We start from the raw sequence: 19,455 nt of genomic DNA, 5'->3' as shown, positions 1-19,455 counted from the left end.
CATGTGGATGAGTGTCTGGCCTTTGTTCTTTGATGGCAACAACTGTCATTCTGGACTCGCTGCGAATCGAATGCGCGGCCGCATTCACTACGTGACCATCAACTCGGGACATAAAAAAACGCCACGCGTAAGCGTGGCGCCTGAGGCACGGCATGCCGGAAAACCCGGTGCATGCCTACACTGGCTTTTCTTGACCGCTTAGAACGTGTGACGGATACCGACTTGCACAGCAAGCTGGTTGGCCGTGCTCGAACGGCCATTTCCATAAATTGCATTCGTACCAACGCTGGCACCGTACGACATCGGCGTCGAGATCAGGAAGTTGTCAGCAAATTGGCGACCAGCAAATGCATGCTGCAAGGTACCAAAGGCATACACATCCGTACGCTTCGACAGGCGATAGTCGGCACCGAAGCTATACAGATCGAATTTGCCGAGCTGACGCTGATCCATATAGGTAAAACCAGCACCCAAAGTCACAAACGGCGAAGCCTCATAGGTCAGGCCTGCTTCGTAGCCGCTTGACACCACGGTGCCAAGGGTCCGGCTATTCGCACTCGTGTACGTATACACACCGTTCAAGGCGAAACGGTCACTGAGATGCACCTGACCAGCCAACGCTGCAGTGTAAATCGCATCGGCCTGCAGGGCGTACTGCGCCATCGTACCTGCGCCCGGTCCACCCGTTGCACCGACGGCACCTCCTTGCGTGCGGGTAAAGCTTGCGGCCACCGAGTACGGCGCGTTGAACGTACCGGACGGGCTGTATCTCAGGCCAGCACTGAACACGCTCGCTGCACCGTTAAACGTACCGCCGAGACGACCCGCTGTATTGCTGAAGCCATACATCAGGCCTGCACCGAAGCCATGCCAGACCGGCGTTTCATAACGCACCATGTTGCTGACCGGCTCACCAGCCAGGCGGTCGACGTCATACGAACCGTGGAACGCATACGACGGCGCGAACTGAGCAACGTTCGAGTAGTACGAAATGTAATCGTAGATGAAGTCGTAGTCGTAACCGGCAATCAGGGTGCCGAACTTGTCGCTAGACAGACCAACAAAGGCGCGGCGACCGAACAGTGCACCACCGTGAGTAGCCGTACCGGTATTCAGCGAGAAACCGTTTTCGAGCGTGAAGATCGCCTTCAGACCGCCGCCCAGATCTTCTTTGCCATGCAGGCCCCAGCGCGAAGCCTGGTTGATACCGTCATCGAGCTTGAACTGGGAGCTGCCTTTCACGTTGTTCACGTAGGTCAAGCCATTATCGATAATGCCGTACAACGAGACGCTGCTTTGTGCATAAGCACCTACCGAAACGAACGCTGCAATCGCGCCCACCATTACTTTCTTTTTCATCTCCGTCTCCGTCTCCACGCCTCTCAACTTCTGATTGAACAAAAATTTGCCGGGTAGCGTCGCAATCTGCGCGTCGATCCATGTCAGGCATGACCGTTCAGCACCTGTCACACCTGATCGACATCTCTTATATCCCACGAATGCGATTTTGAATATTTATAGCATTGTTCCGCATACCTGAATGGCGCGCAAGAATACATTAAAGATATCGGGTTATGGTTTTCCCACCCCGGCATATGAGCGGGGCCGTACTCGGTGCAGAGGGCTGCCAGATCAGGCATACGCCTTGCGGCAGGAAGATTTCGACCGGGGAGAAAGGCAGCGCGACGGACGAATCGCGCAGATGGCGACGCATACGCATGACGCCTTTATGTATACCTATTGCGTCGCGCCTGCCAGTCAGCCTGTTCACCCCCAAAAAAATGCCCCTGGGAGCATCAGCTCAAACCAGGGGCACGGAGTAGTGGATTCGGAACGCCGGGAGCAGGCGCGTAGCCTGTCAATCGTCCTCGTAGAGGGGTTCCATCGACGACGGATCGACTTCGCGGCCCGGCGTAGGCCCGCTGGCGAAGTATTCGGCCGGCAGGGTCGCGAGGAACTCGGAAAAGCCCGCGTCGCCGCCCGGGGAGTGCTCGGCCATGGCGGCTCCGGCCGCACTTTCATCGCCCGACAGCAAGGCTTGCGCCAGCTTCTGGTGATCCGCGATGGCCTTCTCGCGTCGACTCGGCGCGAGGAACGGCTTGGGCCGGTAACGCAAGATCAGGCGGCGGATGGAACGAATCTGATCGGCCAGATAGTCGTTATGGCAGGCGCTGCAGATTACTTCGTGGAATGCCACATTGGCACGGGCAAAACCGCGCGCATCGTTTTCCTGCAAAGCGGCTACGCCTTCGTCAATCGCCTTTTGCAGGGCCGCGCGCTGCTGATCGTTCATGCGCCGCGCAGCGAGGCGGGCCGACACCACCTCGAGCTCGCTGAGCAGTTCGAGCACGTCGCGCAGTTGCGGCACCGACATCTTGCTCACGAACACGCCCTGCCGCGGCGCGATCTGTACATACCGCTGCGCGGCAAGCTGCTGAAGCGCCTCGCGGATCGGCGTGCGTGAGACATTGAAGCGCGCCGCCAGCGCCCGCTCGTCGAGCGTTGCGCCCGGGACCAGCACACCACGCTCAATTTCCGCTTCGAGAAGCGCCTTGATTTCGGCAGACCTACTCATTTTCGGGATCTGGCTCATCGGACGAGAATGACAATCATAAGGGGTTGGATAAGAAGAGGCTGAATAAAGAAATACCTACACCAGCACGCATCCCTATGATACCGCATTGGTATACCAGATACTCAACCCCAGATTAGCCCCAATGAAAAACGGCGCCGTGTTTGCACACGGGCGCCGCCGGACAATGCTCGCGAAACAAGGCTTAGCGGTTCTTCAGATGGCGTGCCGCACGGAAGTAATGGAAGGCCGACCAGATCAGCACCACGCTTACCGTCAGCATGGCATAGCGCACACCATTGGCCGAGGCGTCATGACAAGCCGATGCAAACGGACTCTGCAATGCAGCCGCGGCACCATGCGGTCCCTTCGGCGCGGTACACACCGCGTGGAAATTACCCTGCGTGAACAGGTGCGATGCGAAACGATCGCTGAGGAAACCCACCACTGGCGTACCGAGGCCCTGACCGATCAGGTTCATGAGCAGGAACACGATGGCCGACGCGGTAGCACGCATGCGCGGCTCGACGATGCTCTGCACCACCGCGAAGGTCGGGCCGTTCCACAGGTTCAGCAGGATCGTGCCGATGAACAGCAGCGCCACGCTCACCTGCCACTGATCCGCGATGAAGGCGAGCGCCAGCAGCGGGAAACCGAGTCCAGTGCCCAGCGCCGGAATCCGCGCATACCAGCGGCGATCCTTGACGCTGACCCAGTCCGCCGACACGCCGCCGAGCGTATTGCCGACGATGCCGCCCACGCCGAGCACCAGACCAAAAATCAGGCCGGCCTGAGCAAAGCTCATGTTGTAGACGCGGATGAAATACATCGGGATGAACAGGTTGATACCGTACTGGGCAAACGCACCGATCACCGTACCGAGCAGCATCTGCACGAAGGCGCGGCTCGAGGTCAGCAGCTTGAACACTGCGCTCAGGGGCGGAGCACTGGCGCTGGTGCTGGCTGCGACACCATCCGCGCCGCCGCGCTTGGGCTCACGCAGCGTAAGCCACACGAGCAGGCCAAACACGAGACCTGGCAGGCCCACCACATAGAACACCGGACGCCAGCCCAGATGCTGTACGAGCCAGCCGCCGCCAAACGCGCCGGCCAGCACGCCGATCGGCGGCCCCAGCGCATAGATCGCAAGCGCGGTGGCCCGGCGGCGCGGACCGAACTCGTCGGCGATCAGCGAGTGCGAGGTCGGCGTGCTGCCGGCCTCGCCGATACCCACGCCGAGCCGATACAGCATCAGTTGCCAGAAGCTGCCTGCCGTGCCGCACAGCGCGGTCATCGCCGACCAGGCGACGATCGAGATCGAGATCAGCACGACGCGGTTGAATTTATCGGCCAGACGCGCAATCGGCAGGCCGAGCACCGAATAGAAAACCGAAAATGCGAGGCCGCCGAGCAGGCCGACCTGAAAATCGCTGAGGCTCATGTCGATCTTCACGGCTTGACCAACGACCGCAACGATGATGCGATCGACGAAGCTCGACGCATAGATCAACACCAGCAGCAGCAAAAACCATCCGCGATACCAGCTGCTGCTCGATCTCGTGCTCACATTCCGGGCGGTTAGTTCTTTCATATTGGATGTCTCCACCTATCCACGACTCCGGCTATCCGGCTGGTCAAACCACGTCAGCGGTTCCTGCTGACCCTATATGTATGCCACGATACGTGTCGTGGAATTTCGTTGCCGATTTTGCTGCATAAATATTGGCCGCGCAATAACTACATTGCCTTGGATCCGTCATCGTTTTCACCTAGCCGCACCTACCCGCATGGCGGCACAAGCGTGCTTTGTCAGGCTGCGAAAGACTTCTACGACGGCAAGACAGCCGACCTGATCGCCGCATCAATGCGCGGTCACGGTCTGATCACGACGGAAGTGAAACTCGCAAGGCGCGCACGGCAGGACACCCAAGTCGCATGAGGGACGACCGGTCAGTGAATCGCAACTGTCGCCGCACCATTGCAGGCTTGCTCCAGCTTTTACTTCCGCGACACCTCTACATTCACTTCATCCCAGGATGCAGCGCACGATTAGCGCCTGTATGCGTGACTGATGCTGCAACTTCTCGAACAACAACGCCGCATGTCGCGGCAATCCGAGGCTTTAGAGTCGCCATAAAAGGAGATTGGGCCATGACAACGCCAAACGTTGAAACCGATGTTTCCAACGCAAGCGGATGGCGTTTCAAACTCGGGGGGTGTATCTTCGGCTTCACTTTTGCATTGTGGCTAGTCATCCCGCTCGCGGCTTCCCTGGGGACGCCCGCCGCGCGCATGGCGGCACTGACGGGCACGATTTTCGTCGCCAACAAGGTTCTGCAGCTAGCCAGCATTGCGGTAATGGGCAAGGCCGGTTTTCAGCAGCTCAAGGCGATCGTTTTCGGCCATGCGAAACGTCTGGCACCCAGCAAGACTGTCGGTCCCATCCGTCACGCGATCGGCCTGGTGATGTTCTGCCTGCCACTCGTCTGGGCGATGCTTGGGCCTTATGCTGACCAGTTCTGGACAGGTCTAAGGTCGAACATCTGGCAGCTTCAGGTGCTCGGTGATTTGCTGCTGATAGCGAGCTTCTTCGTGCTCGGCGGGGATTTCTGGACCAAGGTCCGCGCTCTATTCGTCCGCACGGCGTAGGTGGCCGGCACCCGTGACTGGGGCACGGACGAGCAAGCCGGATGGTGGGACATCGTTCCACTGCCGCGCAGTTCCATTCACGGCGTAATCAACCACTGCCTTCCACGGACTGCATCTACCCTGCCGCCCTTTTGCGGCAAAGCGGTATTGGTAGCCAGGCTCAGGTCTTAGTCGTCACGCGATGCATGTCGCGCCCTTTGCATCACTGGAGTCTGGCTTGCAGGTGGGCTGGCAGCAGGGGCGATAGGTAAGACGCTCATAGGTTAGATGCAAACTTGTTTTGACCGTCTGAGCTTAACAGTGCACCAAACCGTCGACCGGGGGGATCTTTCGCTTTCGGCCAATAACCTGCCGTTCGCGCAAGTCATGAAATCGTCATTCCAATGTCCGATTAACTTCGACAGCGGTCGTACTTCGTGCGAGCCCGTGATAGGGCAGTCCGTTTCAGCCGAGGGGATGCCGCTCGGTATCAGCGGAACCTGTCCCACCGATACGGAGCAATGTCGTTTCTGTCCATGATCGCTGGCCTTCGGCGCCCATCGGTCGTTTGACCGATACCCTCGCGGCGGCGTCCCTACGATCCTTGTGCTCATACCAACCGCGAGCCGCGCCTGAATGTGGCGCTGGCATTACAGAGTTAAACCTGGACGGACGGGCGACGCGCATTCCATCTGCGCTCGCACCGATAGTCGCGCAATACGCTTTCAATATCGTCTACAACGAGATCGTCTTGAACCACACAAGCATTCATCCCGTATGGGTCCGCGCGTTTCACTGGATTAATGCCGCGGCCGTCATTCTCATGTGCATGAGTGGCTGGCGGGTGTACGAGGCGTCTCCCATCTTCAACACCGTCCGCTTTCCTGCTTCGATCACACTTGGCGGCTGGCTAGGCGGTGCGCTGCTCTGGCACTTCGCCATCATGTGGATACTGGTTGCGAATTTCATCGTTTATCTGATGCTGGGTTTGTGCAGCGGTCGACTGCGCCGGACGATTTTCCCAATCACGCCGCGTGCGGTCGTGACTGACCTCGTGGCAGCGCTGCGCGGCAAACTCAGCCACTGCGATCTCAGTCAATACAACGCAGTCCAGAAGTTGGCTTATCTCGTCGTGCTGGCCGACATTGCACTGGTGATCCTGTCCGGAGTGACGATCTGGAAACCGGTTCAGTTCGGGGTTGTGTGCACGCTGATGGGCGGTTTCGACAACGCGCGCATTGTCCATTTTGCCGCGATGAGCGTGCTCGTCGGCTTCTTCGCGATACATATCGTCATGGTTGCGCTCGTGCCCCGATCGTTGCTCACCATGATCCGGGGCCGCTAATAATGACTTCAGGTGAAGACATGCGGACGCTCGATGCCGCTTCCGTCATCAAGGACGCGCAGAAGGAACTGGGTTCGGCTTCCCGGCGCCTGTTTGGCAAGCGCATCCTGACCCTGGGCGGCCTTGCGCTGTTGTCCGGCTGCGATCTGACGAACGACAGGTCGGTGAACAGCATGCTGCGCACGATCTCCTCGTTCAACGACAGCGCGCAGGCGTTGTTGTTCGACCCACGCAAGCTGGCGCCGACCTTTCCGGAGTCGATGATCACGCGACCATTTCCGTTCAACGCCTATTACGACATCGACCAGGTGCCGGACGTGGATGCAGGTACCTATCGGCTCGAACTCACAGGCCTCGTCAAGGGCAAACGCCTCTGGACGCTCGGAGAACTCAGTGCATTGCCGCAACGCAGCCAGGTGACGCGGCATATCTGCATCGAAGGCTGGAGCGCGATCGGCAAATGGGGCGGCGTGCGTTTCTCCGACTTCCTGTCGCTGGCCGGCGCAGATACGACGGCGAAATACGTTGCGTTGCATTGCGCCGACAACTACTGGACGAGCATCGACATGCCGACGGCCCTGCATCCGCAGACGCTGCTCACGCTGACCTATGACGGCAACGTGCTGCCTGCGAAGTATGGTTTCCCGATGAAGCTTCGCATGCCCACGAAGCTCGGCTACAAAAACCCGAAGCATATTGTCGCTATCACGGTAACGAACGAATTTCCCGGCGGCTACTGGGAAAACCAGGGCTACAACTGGTTCGGCGGATCCTGATCCGCCAGCCGCAGACATTTTCAATCGCAACACACTAACGGAGCACTTATGTCCATTCGTTTCAAGCTCGCTGCTACCTTCGTCGCGCTTACGCTGGCCAGCGCATCGTTCGCTCAATCTCCGGCCGCGAAGCCCGAACGTATTCGTGGCGACATCGTGTCGTTCTCCGGCAACACTTTGACGGTGCATCGCCGCAGTGGTGACACCGTGACGATCGCCATGAGCGACGCGTCGAAGGTAAGCGCTGTGAAGGCGATCCAGTTCTCCGATATCAAACAAGGCTCGTATGTCGGCGCGGCGGCTACGCCCGGTCCCGACGGCAAGCTGACCGCCAGGGAGGTGCTTGTATTCCCCGACGCCGCGCGCGGGACTGGCGAAGGTCACTATGCATGGGATCTCGGCGCCAACAGTTCGATGACGAATGCTAATGTGGACACGGTCGTCGAGGGCACGAGCGGACGCGATCTGAAACTCTCGTACAAAGGCGGCAGCAACACCATCACGGTGCCGACCAATGTGCCGGTCGTCACGCTCGCGCCCGCCACGCGCGCCGATCTGGTCGCGGGCAAGAAGGTATTCGTCGTGGCGGCACCGGCCAACGGCGGTACCTACGGCGCTCAATTCGTCGTAGTCGAAAAGGACGGCGTAGCGCCGCCGATGTAAGCGCACAGGGCGTTGCGGCGCGGCTCAAAGATGAAGGTCAGGTGGCGCGGTCGCCGCACGGCCTCATCTTCTTCATCGTTGAGTGGCCGACGATGGCTGTTGTTGCGACTAGCAAGGGAGCTACCGCGGACCCGTGCGTCGCGAACGATCAGTCATCTCCTTGACGGCTGCACTGGGCGATGCTGCACGCGACGCAACGATTCTCAGCGGCGGCTTGTCGGCGCTGGCTGACCGGCAGTTGCACTTCGGAAGCGGTCGGTTCGACCGCACGTGTTGGAGCAACTGCTCTGGGTCGCTACCAGCCAGATCAAAAATCGCCGAGCGTGTACCGGCTCCGGTTGTCTGGACACGCTTTTGCAGCTCAGGCGGCCAGCTTCATCAGCCGTTCCTGACGGGCTTCGAGGGGTGATTTGAAGCCCAACTTTTCAAGACGCCAGTCGCGATTGTATCGATCCTTGAACGCGATGGCGGCGGCACGAACTTCCTCCAGGTTTTTGAAGATGCGTCCATGAATAGCCTGTTCCTTCATTGTCCGGTTGAATCGCTCGGCGACGCCGTTGGTCTGGGGTTCGGCGACGAAGGCATAGCTCGGCGCGATGCCCCAGAACCGGATCTGGTTACGGAAGTCGTCCGACGTGTACTGCGAACCGTGATCCATACGCAGCGACAGCCCGCGGCCCGCATCGGCGAGCACGGAACCGAATTCGTCCAGCAGCCCCTGGGAGATCGGCTCAAGGGCAGCAAAGCGGTCGCCAATCTTCGCGGCATGAATGCCGGTACACATGCCGTCGCAATGATCAACGGCCGAGAAGATCCACACCATGCCGTCGTCCACGGTCGCGATGCGCACGCCGTCGGTGCCCCACATCTCATTCGGGCAATCGGTTGTGATCCGGCCATCGTGATGGTTGGGTTCGCCTCGCGCTTGCCGGTGCGGCGACAGCAGGCTGTGCTCGCGCATCAGTCGCAGCACGCGGGTCCGGGAGACCCGGATGTCGTGCAGGATACGCAAGCGCGCCCAGACCTTGCGATGCCCCTCGCCGATGAAGGGGGAAGCCACCAGATCGTCGCGGATGGCCTTCAGCAGGTCAGCATCGGGCATCTTCGGTTTCGGGCCGCGGCGGCCCGGGATGATCGGCACCACGTTGTCCGCTGTCCTCGCGCGGACAGCATAGATCGTCGAGCGGGGGAATCCGAGCACCTGGCAAACCCGTTGCAATCCAAAGGGCTTGTTCGCACTAACGGAGATCGCGCGGCTCATGTCGACGATCTCCGAGCGGTCAAAGGGCGACGGGCCTGCAGTTCACGTTCCTTGCGCAGGATCTCGTTTTCCATAGACAACTCGCCGACGCGCCGCACGGCGTCATTGAGCCGGGCTTCCAGGGGATCGCTGGTGCGTGCCTTCAGGCCGGCCTCCATGCCGGCCAGTGCCAGCTCACGCCATTGCTCGAGCACGGCGATCGTCACACCGACTTCACGGGACACGGCGTCGACGGGTTCGCCACGCAGCAACCGAAGCACCACGCCGCGTTTGCGACCGGTCGACCAACGCTTGACTTCGGCGGCGCCAGAGGCGCTTCCAGTCGCGCTACGCGCTCCTTCCAGCGCCTCTGGCGCAACCCCGTTTACATCTGTTTTCTTCAACATCAACAACTCCAGTTTGGGACCCACGTTTTACCCCAAATCTGTGTCCAGAAAAACAGGAGGCGCGGCAAAAATCGCCGAGCGTAGGTTGTAGCGTAGCTTATCCGGTAAGGCCTTATCACGCTTGGCGAAGATGCTGCTGCCGTAGTAGTCGTTGATAGGCAGATGCTGGGTGCCGCGGTTGTCCCAGAACGTCACGATGCCCAATTGCCCAGCGCACGCACAGGTGAACTCACAACGCCCGCAGCGCGATGGACTAACGCCACTATTCACGGCTCTACGTCGTCAAAGTGATCATCTGGCATTGTTAAAATGATTTGGATGAGCCCCCTCAACAGCGAGCGCGAGACATGCTGACTTCCTATTTCTGGAGTGGCGACGCCATTCGCAGTCGACGCGTGAGTGACATCGTGCTGTCAGGCACGGTTGACGTGCCTGTGCCCCCTGCACGTCTGCTTGCAGATTGGGAAAGGGAGACATCGTCTCGCCTGGTCCTGGAGCCCGGGGACGTCGAGGCTATGCCTCTGGCGCGAGCGCGGGCGCGCTGGCCGGACTACACGCGCTGCGTGCAGGCAGTGTCCGATTGGACGTGCGCGCTTGGACTGCCCGCGGTGCTTGCCTCCAGTGACGTAGCCCTCATGGCCTGCCGCGGCGCGAAGTACCACCATGACGCTGCGCAATATGGCGGTGCGGCCTTTTGCAATCTCTTCCTGAGCGAGGACAGGGGTCTGGACTTGCATTTTCCCGCTTTGGTCCATCGCATTCCCCTGACCCGGGGAACGGTTGTGATATTCGATACTGGCCAGCCTCATGGCGTCATTCAGCGCGGGAGCAATGGTTTTAACGTGGCCGACTTCGCGCCGGACCAGGATTGCATCCAGATATTCCTGACCTGGGAACTTCCCATCGAAGATGCCCATGTTGGGCATGCACTTAAGGTTGCCTTCGACATCGCCCCTTCGACCGCGTTGCAACTGGATGCAGAGCAAGTCTGGCTGAACGGCGCACCGGCCGTTGTGTGCCCAGATTCTGGTCGATGGTGCCGGGTTGACTAATCGTCAGGCTCAGGCTCATGTTCGGCGAATCTGCCGATCGCGTGCTCCGCGCCGGTCTCGCCGGCGACCCGGTAGCCTGCATGGAAGCGAATGCAGCACACTACCGGGGCAAGAACACCCCTTCCCTTTATAGACCGGTTGGCGAATCGGAGATTCGCTGCACGGACTGATGACGCTAATTCAGTATATAAACTCAGTATGGAAACCTTCTTCCATTGATTGCATCAGCCCGCCGATGCATACCGTAATTGACAGGCGTTCGACGCAGCCGGGGCCGACCGACACCGGTTTTCTTAGCGCAATCCACGATGGTCCTGCTCGATGCCACTCACCATCGAAGTCAGAACTCGCGCAATGCCTACTGCCTGAACCCGTTTTGAAACGTCCTTGATGTCTATATGTCGCGTTATAACGCCTACTCCTATCTTCAGGCGACGGTCGGATCGCGCCGTCATGCATCAATGAGATGTGTCACACACGTCCTTCGAAGCCCAGCAGAACGTTGACAGCATTGATCCCAATCTCATCGACCATGTATCCGCCCTCCATCACAAACAGTGTGGGGACGTCGAAACCCTCGATGATTTCGCCGATGCGCAGGTAGTCTGGCGTGCGCAGACGGAAGTGGCTGATGGGGTCGTGTTCGAACGTGTCGACACCCAGAGAAATGACCAGCGCGTCGCAGGCATGTCGCCTGATCGTCACGCCGGCGCGATGCAGCGCTGACTCGTATTCATTGATGGCCGTTCCCTTCGGCAGAGGCAAATTCAGATTGAATCCGTCGCCTGCGCCCATGCCCCGCTCGTTGGCATACCCTGAAAAATACGGATATGAAACGCGTGGGTCGCCATGGATCGATACAAATAGCACGTCAGATCGGTCGTAAAAGATGTCCTGTGTGCCGTTGCCATGATGGAAATCGATGTCGAGTATTGCCACGCGCCTGGCGCCGCGTTTGATGCAATGCTGCGCAGCGATCGCGGCGTTGTTCAGATAGCAATAGCCACCCATGTACTCGCGTCCAGCATGATGGCCGGGCGGGCGGCACAGCGCGAATGCGGCACGCGCACCATCGCATACCGCGTCCATGCCGGTCAGCGCCGTGTTGGCACTCGAGCAGACTGCAGCCCAGGTACCCGAGTTAATCGGCGAACCGGCATCCATCGAGAAGAAGCCGAGCTTGCCATCGATGAATTGCGGCATTTCATTACCCGGCAACCCGCGAACAGGCCAAACGAGAGGAAGCGCCTGACAATTGCGACCCGTAGCGGTCCATTCCCTCCATGCTCCTGCCAGGAAGTCGACGTACCGCTGGCTGTGCGCGCCGACGTAGCTTGAGGGTGCATAGGACTTCGGGCTGTTCACATCACCCAGTCCCGTTGCCTTGACTCGCGCGAGCACAGTCTCGGCACGGAGAGGCTTTTCGTACGATTCGGAGATCGCCCCGTCCTTGAGTTCTACGCCGTGATGCAGGCTGTGATCGCTGCTGTAGACGGTAAGCATGGTTGGCTACGCCGTGGAAGGTAACCCACAGTCTATCGAACACCGACGCGATAATTCTGCTTTTGATTGCGATCAGATCCTACAACTTTTGAAAAACTGCCTACCAGACATACAGAACGAGTACAAAACGCTCATCAACGCACGGTGACTCGACGGCCATGGGTCAGGCCGCCGCGTGTGAAGGCTGCACCTCAACGGTGACATGTGACAGCCCCTTGAAACCCTTGAGCGCTGCATGATAGAAGCGCGAGTCCCGCTGGGGTTCACCTGTTGCCACTGACACCACTGCACTCATGTGGCCTGGACCCACCCGCCACACGTGCAGATCGACAACCTTGTCGCCACGGTCCTCGATAGCATGACGCACGTTCTCGGCCATGCGCCGGTCAGGACTCATGTCAAGCAGGATTGCGCCAGTGTCACGCATCAAGCCGTACGACCAGTTCGCAATCACCAGTGCACCGATGACGCCCGCCAGCGGGTCCATCCACAGCCAGCCGAACGCGCGCGCCAGTACCAGACCGATGATTGCCAGCACGGAGACCGCCGCGTCAGCCATGACGTGGATATACGCCGACCGGATGTTGTGGTCCCGGGTCGCTGCCTCATGCACGTCGTGGCCATGCTCGTGCTCTTCGAATTCGACTTCGTACTCGCCGTCCGGCATCCGCACGATGGCCTTGAAGGCGTGTGGTTCAGGGATGTCTTCCTTCGATTCCAGATAGCCGCCACGGTCCGCGAAGGCGAATCCCTGTTGCATCCCATCAGGCCGTACGGTCGTTACAGATACTGTGGACGCGTCCAGTGGCGAAGTCGCCGATGCTGGCGCAATGCGGAAAACGGGCGGCACACCATCCTCGAAAATGGAGACGGCAAACACACCGGACGGGGTGAAAATCTTCTGCACCTCATCTTCGTGAGCGTGCTCGTCAACACCCTGAGCGTGCCCGTGAGCATGACCATGGCTATGCCCGTGACTGTGCCCGTGATGATCGCCGCTCAGCAGCCAAACGCTTGCCAGGTTGACCAGCAGGCCGACCACCGCGATGGGAATCGCTTCGCCGAAATGAATCGGCACTGGCGACAGAAAACGCGACACAGCTTCGTACCCTATCAGCACTGCAATCATGGCAAGCACAATGGCACTCGTGAATCCCGCGAGGTCGCCAAGCTTGCCGGTACCGAACACGAAGCGGGGGTCGGCAGCGTGTTTGCGCGCGTATATGTACGCGAGGGCCGCAATCAGCATCGCTCCAGCGTGCGTCGACATGTGCAGACCGTCGGCAACAAGCGCCAGCGACCCGAACATACTCCCACCGACGATTTCAACCAGCATCATCGCGCTACACAGCACAATCACCGCCCAGGTCTTGCGCTCGTTCTGCTCATGGGCCGCGCCCAGAAAGATGTGGTCATGTCCGGCGCCAAACGCGGCGTCTTTGAAATCACTCATTTTCTGCTCTACTTGAAATAGCTGTGAACGACTTCGATGAGCTGGTCAGTCGCGCTGCCGGCCGGCTCTTCGTGGGTTTCGGCATCGACGAGATGGGTGCGGATATGGTCCTCGAGCACAACGGCCAGCAGGCCATTCATCGCGCCGCGACAACTGGTTATTTGCTGCAGCACGTCGATACACCCCTGCTCTTCCTCGAGCGCACGCTCGATGGCTTCCACCTGCCCCTTGATGCGGCGGACGCGGTTGAGCAGTTTCTGTTTCTCGCGAATGGTGTGACTCATTGATGACCTCCGATATACCGTCGAGAAGTATACTTCAAATAGGGTGGGGGGGTATACCACGCGCTACTATCGAAGGCTTATTGAAAGGGATTGGTCGCGTTAGACTCTATTTCTTCTTTTGGGAGTAGCCTTCCTTCCGCCTCGGAAGGAGTACGCGCCAACATAGTCGGCCTGCGGCCGTGGCGTAGGGCGCCAGAGTACGTGAGACTGGCGCCACAGTTTTGCGACTGGGCGACGGAGTTGGTGCGACTGGCCTAAGTTGTTACGAATGCTCGCCCCTGCGATCCCTGAGGCCGGAATGCCAGCGAACCGGCGGCGCCAGCCAATGGTCGATGTCCGCACTTCCGTGCATCGGGTTGGCGCCTGAACAGACCCGCCCGCATCATCGGTCCGAGTGCGGCCAGAAGCGTCATTCGTCGCGGCCGGCATTTTGACATTCATGCGACTGGCTCCGTCAACGGTCGTTCGACCAGCGAATATGCCCGTCGCGTCATCGGCCATTGCCGACATTGGGGGCGGGCTGGGTTCTACGTCAGCAATGCGGCGGATTGCCGACGGTGGCGACATCGAGCACCGCGACGGCAGCTTCCTGCATCAGCGAACTCGCACTCCCGACCCCTTGCCATCATTCGCTGTCGCGTAGCGACAACGGCCGTTCACAAAGTACAACGGCCCTTGCCTCATACCGGGTCGACTACCACTAGTCGCGTTTACGTTCAACGAAGAAGGCTTGAGGCCGGGAGCCAAGGCCGCACCGGCACTCGCGAATGACGCGCGGTAGCATAGGTCTCCCAAAAAGTAGCCCTTCGATACGATTTATGGGTTCGGCTTCCAAAAGCCCGCCGTTTCATTTCACGTCATGACAGACAGACATGCCGGAGGTTCCGATGTCGCATGCCTCGTCTGTCATTTGTGCCTCGCACAAACACTTACGGAATCGCAAATGCGCGGCTTGTGCGAAACAATATCCTGCATGCAGTCCGGATTCCGTTACTCATTACGGATTCAACCGGCGCAGGACGCACATTCCTTTCTCGCTGCGCCGTTCCGGGCTTCGATGGCCTTGACGCTGTTTGCAAGCGCCTTTTCCAGAAAGTGCCTGCCGATGGTCCCGAGTACGAGTGCGAGCGCCCGTCCTTTCATGTTCTTGCCTTCGCGCACCACGACCGCGTCTAGCGCGGTCATCCCGTCGGGCAGACGCGTGAACGTGTAGATATGGCCTGACCGGCCTCCCCACACGTTGGAGTCGGTTGTCGTCATGACGACACGAAAGGGATCGGACCAGTCGTAGTACAGGCGTTCCCAGATGCCACCCGAGCCCTCCGTGACGTCGGCCTCAGAGGGACCGCGGTGATGTACCTTCATATACGCTTCGGCACTGTTGCCAAAGAGCTTCGAGCGGCCAGGCCCGAAGTCGGTGAGCCCGGCGACAAACTGCTCGGGCGTCGAAAAAGTCTTGTAGTGAAAGTGGATCGTCGACATGATGAGTTCCTTCGTTGGGACCTTGGGTGTATACGCGCTTGAACTTCAACCTCGGGAATCGAGGGACAAAATGGGTCATCTCATCCGCTGGACGCCCATTTTCCCCGTTCAAAGCATGATCAAGAGTAAGGTATTGGCGGTGGCAGTGACCGCTACGGGAGGCGGTACCGGTAAGCATCACCGTCGGTTCGCACTTCACCAATGCGCCGACGGCGCGATCGGACGGTCTTTCACATGCGTGCTGCCCTCCGCCAGTACTGAAGAGGCTGTCCCGGAGCAGTTCTTACTTGTCGCCGGGCACGCGTGACGGCCGGCGAATCCGAACACAGCGGTGGACATAAACCGCGCATGCACTGGCGATGCGAGTGACGTCATAGTGGTGTCATTCACATCTTCGACGTTAGCGCAACGTCCGGAAGCTCACGCGAACTTCTTCCGTGAACGCTTGCGGCTGTTCCCAGGCCGCAAAGTGCCCGCCTTTCGGAAGTCGGTTGTAGTGAACAAGCTTCGGATACGCCTTCCCCGCCCAGCTCTGCGGCGCCGCGTAGATCTCATCAGGAAAAACACTCACGGCGACAGGAACCTCAACGCGCTTCGGCGCAAAGAAGTTGAGCTTGTTTTCCCAATAGAGCCGTGCAGATGAAACGCCCGTATTCGTCAGCCAATAGAGCGTGACATTGTCGAGCACGTCGTCTCGCGTCAGGCCCTCGGACTGACCGTCAAAGACGCGTGCGATCATCACCTGACTCGCGGCGTCGTGATCGAGCATCCATGCAGCGAGCCCGATCGGCGAATCCTCGATTCCGTACAGCGTCTGCGGACGGTTTGCCATTTCTTGCGCATAGCCGAGACCGTGTTTGTAGAAGTTGTCGAGTTGATCGAACGCATGCTTTTCATCGGGAGTGAGACCGGCCGGCGGTGGGTTTCCGTATTTGAGTGCGTTGGCAATGTCGTCCGGTACGGTAGCGGGCATGTTGGTGTGAATGCCGAGCAGTTCAGGCGGCGCGATGAGCGCCATCTGCTCCGTGACCGCATTGCCCCAGTCGCCGCCTTGCGCTACATACCGTGTGTATCCGAGGCGTTGCATCAGGACGATCCACGCGCGTGCGATACGTGCAGGATCCCAGCCCGTCGCGGTCGGCTTGCCTGAAAAACCGTAGCCCGGCAGCGACGGAATCACGATATCGAAAGCGTCCGATGCATTTGCGCCGTGCGCCGTTGGATTGGTCAGCGGACCGATAATCTTCAATTGCTCGATGATCGAGCCGGGCCATCCGTGCGTGACGATGATTGGCAACGCGTTCTGATGTTTTGAACGAACGTGGATGAAGTGGATGTCGAGCCCGTCGATTTCTGTGACGAACTGCGGTAACGCGTTCAGTCTCGCTTCGACCTTGCGCCAATCATAATTTGTCGACCAATAGCGCGCGAGCCTTCGCATCGTCGCAAGCTGCACGCCTTGCGATGAATCCGTGACGGTTTCGCGTTCAGGCCATCGAGTCGACTTGATTCGCCTGCGCAAATCGACAAGTTGCGATTCCGGCACATGCACACGCAGTGCACGGATAGCTGTCTTGTCGTTATCCGCAGGTTGCGCGACATCAGTGACAGATTGACTTGTTTCCGCAAAAGCGAGCTGGCTCAATGAGGCAGAAGCAACCGACGCCGCCGCCACACCAAGAAAATGCCGACGCGACGGCGTATGAGGATGGATATCGTTTAACACAGAAGTTCCTATAAACATTTAATATACCTAAACATACTGCGGCGATTTGGTTTAGTCATCCGCCCGTAGCGTAGAAATATGGCTCTTTTAAAAGCGCAGTGGGTAATGCGGCTCACGAGGCATGCGGATTGAGTGCTGAGAAGTCGAGTTTGCCCGCGATGAGAAACAGCACGGTGCGCATGGTCTTGAAGCTGGCGTATCCCCGTGCCTTGCGCTTGGCGGCCTGAAACAGGCCGTTGATCGCCTCAATGAATCCATTGGTCTGGCGTGTCTGCGCCCACGCGATGATGCCGTCGAAATGACGACGGATCATGCGCGCGACGTCCTTCATGGGCTCGACCTTGGAACGCATGACGTTGCCGCACCACCGGCGCAGCATTTTGGAGACGACGTGGATCTGTTTGCGATCGAGAATCTCGCGCAGTTGCTCGCGGTACATCCACGCTCGGGCCGTGCGGTTGGTGGCGTACTGGCTGATCAGCGCCTCGAGATCGGTCAGTTGCGCGAGATCGAGTTTCTCGGCATCCTTGAGCAGCGACCAGCGCATGCCCTTCAGCGAGGGATCGGTTTTCTGCTGCGCGCGGCGCACACCATCAAGCGCTTTGGACGCATGCGCCACGACATGAAACTTGTCGAAGGTCACACGCGCGTCGGGCAGGTGTTCGTCCACGCCCTTGATGAAGGCAGCCGACATGTCGATGCTGACCGATTCGATCTGTGCAGGCGTGGCATTATGTTCCTCCAGGTGCCGGGCAAAGCGTTCGACAACGCCGGCATCCTTGCCTGGCGTGACGAAGACCACGCGCCTTGCGTCCATGTCGGCGACCAGCGAGATATAGTCCTGCCCACGTCGGGCCGACGTTTCGTCAATGGCCACCGCGGTAACTTCGGACAGGTCGGTCGCGGCCACGGCCAGGTCCACGTAACGGTCACAGATGGCCTTCACCCGATGCCACGACAGGTTCACCACGCGGGCCACCGCGGCAAATGTCATCTCCCGGCACAGCGTCAGCACGAGCGCTTCAAACAGCAGCGTGAAGCCGTCCAGCTTGCCTATCCAGTCGGGTTCGACCAGGCGCACCGAGCCGTCCGGCAGACGCACCCGCGGCACCCGAACCTCCAGATAGCACTCGTGCTGAAAGAAGTTGAGGTGGCGCAGCCGCTTGATCTGGGTGTCGTGAGCCGGATGCTCGCCCGCGACGCCGGGATAGGGAAAGCGCGTACCCGCGACAAAGTCCACGGCAATGGTCAGTTCACGCCGCGCGGCATCGAAATCGACGCCTTGCACGTACCACGGGGCCTTGATTCCCAAGGCGGCTTCAAACAGTTGGGTCTGGTTCATCGGTTCACGTTGTCTTGCAGGGCTGGTTGCCGCATTCTGCCGCAACCAGCCCTGTCCCAGCTTACTTCTTCAACGCGCGTCAAGTATTCGCTTCGCCGGGCTGACGCCCGTACTTGACCCGCCAAACCAGCCACTCGGAATTTGAAATAGGCAGAAATATTCGCCAGCTGGAAAACCTCAACCGTCGCAAACGGGTTTTTTGACCGCGCTCGCCTGAAGAGGTACCGTCATGCCGATACTATGCCCCGATCGGCGTAAGAAATGACCTATAAGTGACTGCGCTTCAACGGTCCTGAATCAAGCCCGCGTTCAACCCGAACAACCGCCACTCGGAAAGCGCGAACGTTTCGAACACGCCCGCAGCGTGGTACGGGTCCTCCAGTACCAGCGCCATCGCTTCGTCTTTCGACTGCGCCCGATAAATGAACAGCGCGCCCGAGTCGTCTGCAAAAGGACCCGCCATGATTAGCTCGCCGTTCGCCTTGATCGTCCGTGCATACGACCGGTGCGCCGGCCTCACACGCGCGACTTGTGAGCGATCGGCAACATATTTCGCGTAATTGACATAGGTTCGCGCGGCGTGCGCGACTGAATCAAATGGCGTAGCGCCAGATGCACGCGATTCTTTGGGCGCAACACGTCGATCTTTCGCGACGAGCGCGGCAGCGAGCAACTCGAGATTGCTGTTCAGCACGGTCCACTCTGACAGGCGATAGTCCGCGATCGCACCATTCAGAACGAACGGATCTCCTTGCACCAACGTTTCGGCCTCCTCTTTCGACGCAACCTCATAAACGAGCAGGACGCCGCGGGGCCGCCCGTCGTCATCGAGCAGCGGGCCGCCCATCACCAACCGGTCGTGTTCCCGAAGCGCATCCGCATAAGCCTGATGGTCGGCTCGGGATGCGTCCACTCTGTGCCGGTCCTGAACGTACGTCGTGTAGTTCACGACTTTCATTGGGCCTGGATTCCCTGCGAGGAC

The 19,455-nt window shown here is 59.4% G+C and carries 20 protein-coding genes; 7 read left to right on the top strand and 13 right to left on the bottom strand.

Annotation, left to right across the window (positions count from 1 at the left end):
- Positions 1–198: 198 nt before the first annotated feature.
- The 3 genes from B0G77_RS42540 to B0G77_RS42530 all read right to left on the bottom strand — a co-directional run bounded on the left by B0G77_RS42540 (position 199) and on the right by B0G77_RS42530 (position 4,163).
- Positions 199–1,359 carry a porin gene (locus B0G77_RS42540; RefSeq protein ID WP_133667842.1) on the bottom strand — a complete coding sequence of 387 codons (1,161 nt, stop codon included), beginning with the start codon at positions 1,357–1,359 and terminating at the stop codon, positions 199–201.
- A gap of 499 nt (positions 1,360–1,858) precedes the next feature.
- Entirely contained in the window at positions 1,859–2,575 is a 717-nt protein-coding gene (locus B0G77_RS42535) for a GntR family transcriptional regulator (RefSeq protein ID WP_243751533.1), read from the bottom strand.
- Between the two features lie 202 nt (positions 2,576–2,777).
- A complete protein-coding gene (locus B0G77_RS42530) occupies positions 2,778–4,163 on the bottom strand; it encodes an MFS transporter (protein WP_133667840.1) in 1,386 nt (461 codons plus the stop codon).
- 108 nt (positions 4,164–4,271) lie between these two features.
- Here B0G77_RS42530 and B0G77_RS42525 point away from each other — a divergent pair, with 108 nt between their 5' ends.
- From B0G77_RS42525 to B0G77_RS42505, 5 genes are all read left to right on the top strand, one after another.
- Positions 4,272–4,511 carry a hypothetical protein gene (locus B0G77_RS42525; RefSeq protein ID WP_133667839.1) on the top strand — a complete coding sequence of 80 codons (240 nt, stop codon included), beginning with the start codon at positions 4,272–4,274 and terminating at the stop codon, positions 4,509–4,511.
- A 212-nt stretch (positions 4,512–4,723) separates the two neighbouring features.
- Positions 4,724–5,221, top strand: coding sequence for a transporter suffix domain-containing protein (locus tag B0G77_RS42520; RefSeq protein ID WP_133667838.1), 498 nt, complete (start codon positions 4,724–4,726; stop codon positions 5,219–5,221).
- A 730-nt stretch (positions 5,222–5,951) separates the two neighbouring features.
- Entirely contained in the window at positions 5,952–6,545 is a 594-nt protein-coding gene (locus B0G77_RS42515) for a cytochrome b/b6 domain-containing protein (RefSeq protein ID WP_133667837.1), read from the top strand.
- Positions 6,546–6,547: 2 nt separating this feature from the next.
- Positions 6,548–7,321, top strand: a complete 774-nt coding sequence (locus B0G77_RS42510; protein ID WP_133667836.1) for a molybdopterin-dependent oxidoreductase — start codon at positions 6,548–6,550, stop codon at positions 7,319–7,321.
- A gap of 48 nt (positions 7,322–7,369) precedes the next feature.
- Positions 7,370–7,984, top strand: a complete 615-nt coding sequence (locus B0G77_RS42505; RefSeq protein WP_133667835.1) for a hypothetical protein — start codon at positions 7,370–7,372, stop codon at positions 7,982–7,984.
- Between the two features lie 361 nt (positions 7,985–8,345).
- Here B0G77_RS42505 and B0G77_RS42500 read toward each other — a convergent pair whose 3' ends face one another.
- The 3 genes from B0G77_RS42500 to B0G77_RS43755 are packed head-to-tail and all read right to left on the bottom strand — an operon-like array spanning position 8,346 to position 9,835.
- Positions 8,346–9,245 (bottom strand): integrase core domain-containing protein, encoded by a 900-nt coding sequence (locus tag B0G77_RS42500; protein ID WP_133661085.1) that lies wholly within the window; start codon positions 9,243–9,245, stop codon positions 8,346–8,348.
- Positions 9,242–9,631, bottom strand: coding sequence for a transposase (locus tag B0G77_RS42495; RefSeq protein WP_133661086.1), 390 nt, complete (start codon positions 9,629–9,631; stop codon positions 9,242–9,244). Before B0G77_RS42495 ends, B0G77_RS42500 begins: the two co-directional genes overlap by 4 nt.
- Before the next feature lie 27 nt (positions 9,632–9,658).
- Positions 9,659–9,835, bottom strand: a complete 177-nt coding sequence (locus tag B0G77_RS43755) for a hypothetical protein (RefSeq protein ID WP_166656410.1) — start codon at positions 9,833–9,835, stop codon at positions 9,659–9,661.
- A gap of 143 nt (positions 9,836–9,978) precedes the next feature.
- Here B0G77_RS43755 and B0G77_RS42490 point away from each other — a divergent pair, with 143 nt between their 5' ends.
- Complete coding sequence (locus tag B0G77_RS42490; RefSeq protein ID WP_133667834.1) at positions 9,979–10,683, top strand: hypothetical protein; 705 nt, start codon at positions 9,979–9,981, stop codon at positions 10,681–10,683.
- 17 nt (positions 10,684–10,700) lie between these two features.
- The gene (locus tag B0G77_RS43750; protein WP_166656409.1) at positions 10,701–10,853 is read left to right on the top strand and encodes a hypothetical protein; all 153 of its coding nucleotides are present in this window, start codon (positions 10,701–10,703) and stop codon (positions 10,851–10,853) included.
- Between the two features lie 301 nt (positions 10,854–11,154).
- Here B0G77_RS43750 and B0G77_RS42485 read toward each other — a convergent pair whose 3' ends face one another.
- The 7 genes from B0G77_RS42485 to B0G77_RS42455 all read right to left on the bottom strand — a co-directional run bounded on the left by B0G77_RS42485 (position 11,155) and on the right by B0G77_RS42455 (position 19,431).
- On the bottom strand, positions 11,155–12,186 hold the full coding sequence (locus B0G77_RS42485; RefSeq protein WP_133667833.1) for a histone deacetylase family protein: 1,032 nt from the start codon (positions 12,184–12,186) through the stop codon (positions 11,155–11,157).
- A gap of 163 nt (positions 12,187–12,349) precedes the next feature.
- Positions 12,350–13,639, bottom strand: a complete 1,290-nt coding sequence (gene dmeF, locus B0G77_RS42480) for a CDF family Co(II)/Ni(II) efflux transporter DmeF (RefSeq protein ID WP_133667832.1) — start codon at positions 13,637–13,639, stop codon at positions 12,350–12,352.
- 8 nt (positions 13,640–13,647) lie between these two features.
- A complete protein-coding gene (locus B0G77_RS42475) occupies positions 13,648–13,923 on the bottom strand; it encodes a metal/formaldehyde-sensitive transcriptional repressor (RefSeq protein WP_133667831.1) in 276 nt (91 codons plus the stop codon).
- A gap of 1,005 nt (positions 13,924–14,928) precedes the next feature.
- Positions 14,929–15,405: a hypothetical protein gene (locus B0G77_RS42470; RefSeq protein ID WP_133667830.1), complete on the bottom strand. Its 477-nt coding sequence runs from the start codon at positions 15,403–15,405 to the stop codon at positions 14,929–14,931.
- A 400-nt stretch (positions 15,406–15,805) separates the two neighbouring features.
- The gene (locus B0G77_RS42465) at positions 15,806–17,131 is read right to left on the bottom strand and encodes an epoxide hydrolase family protein (protein ID WP_208116606.1); all 1,326 of its coding nucleotides are present in this window, start codon (positions 17,129–17,131) and stop codon (positions 15,806–15,808) included.
- 112 nt (positions 17,132–17,243) lie between these two features.
- Positions 17,244–18,473 (bottom strand): ISL3 family transposase, encoded by a 1,230-nt coding sequence (locus B0G77_RS42460; RefSeq protein WP_133662124.1) that lies wholly within the window; start codon positions 18,471–18,473, stop codon positions 17,244–17,246.
- 283 nt (positions 18,474–18,756) lie between these two features.
- Positions 18,757–19,431: a YciI family protein gene (locus B0G77_RS42455; RefSeq protein ID WP_166656408.1), complete on the bottom strand. Its 675-nt coding sequence runs from the start codon at positions 19,429–19,431 to the stop codon at positions 18,757–18,759.
- Between the last annotated feature and the right edge of the window lie 24 nt (positions 19,432–19,455).

Origin of the sequence: Paraburkholderia sp. BL10I2N1 (genome assembly GCF_004361815.1) — a bacterium.
Classification (GTDB): domain Bacteria; phylum Pseudomonadota; class Gammaproteobacteria; order Burkholderiales; family Burkholderiaceae; genus Paraburkholderia.
Note: the sequence above shows the minus strand (reverse complement) of the source record. Positions and strands in the feature narration are given on the sequence as shown.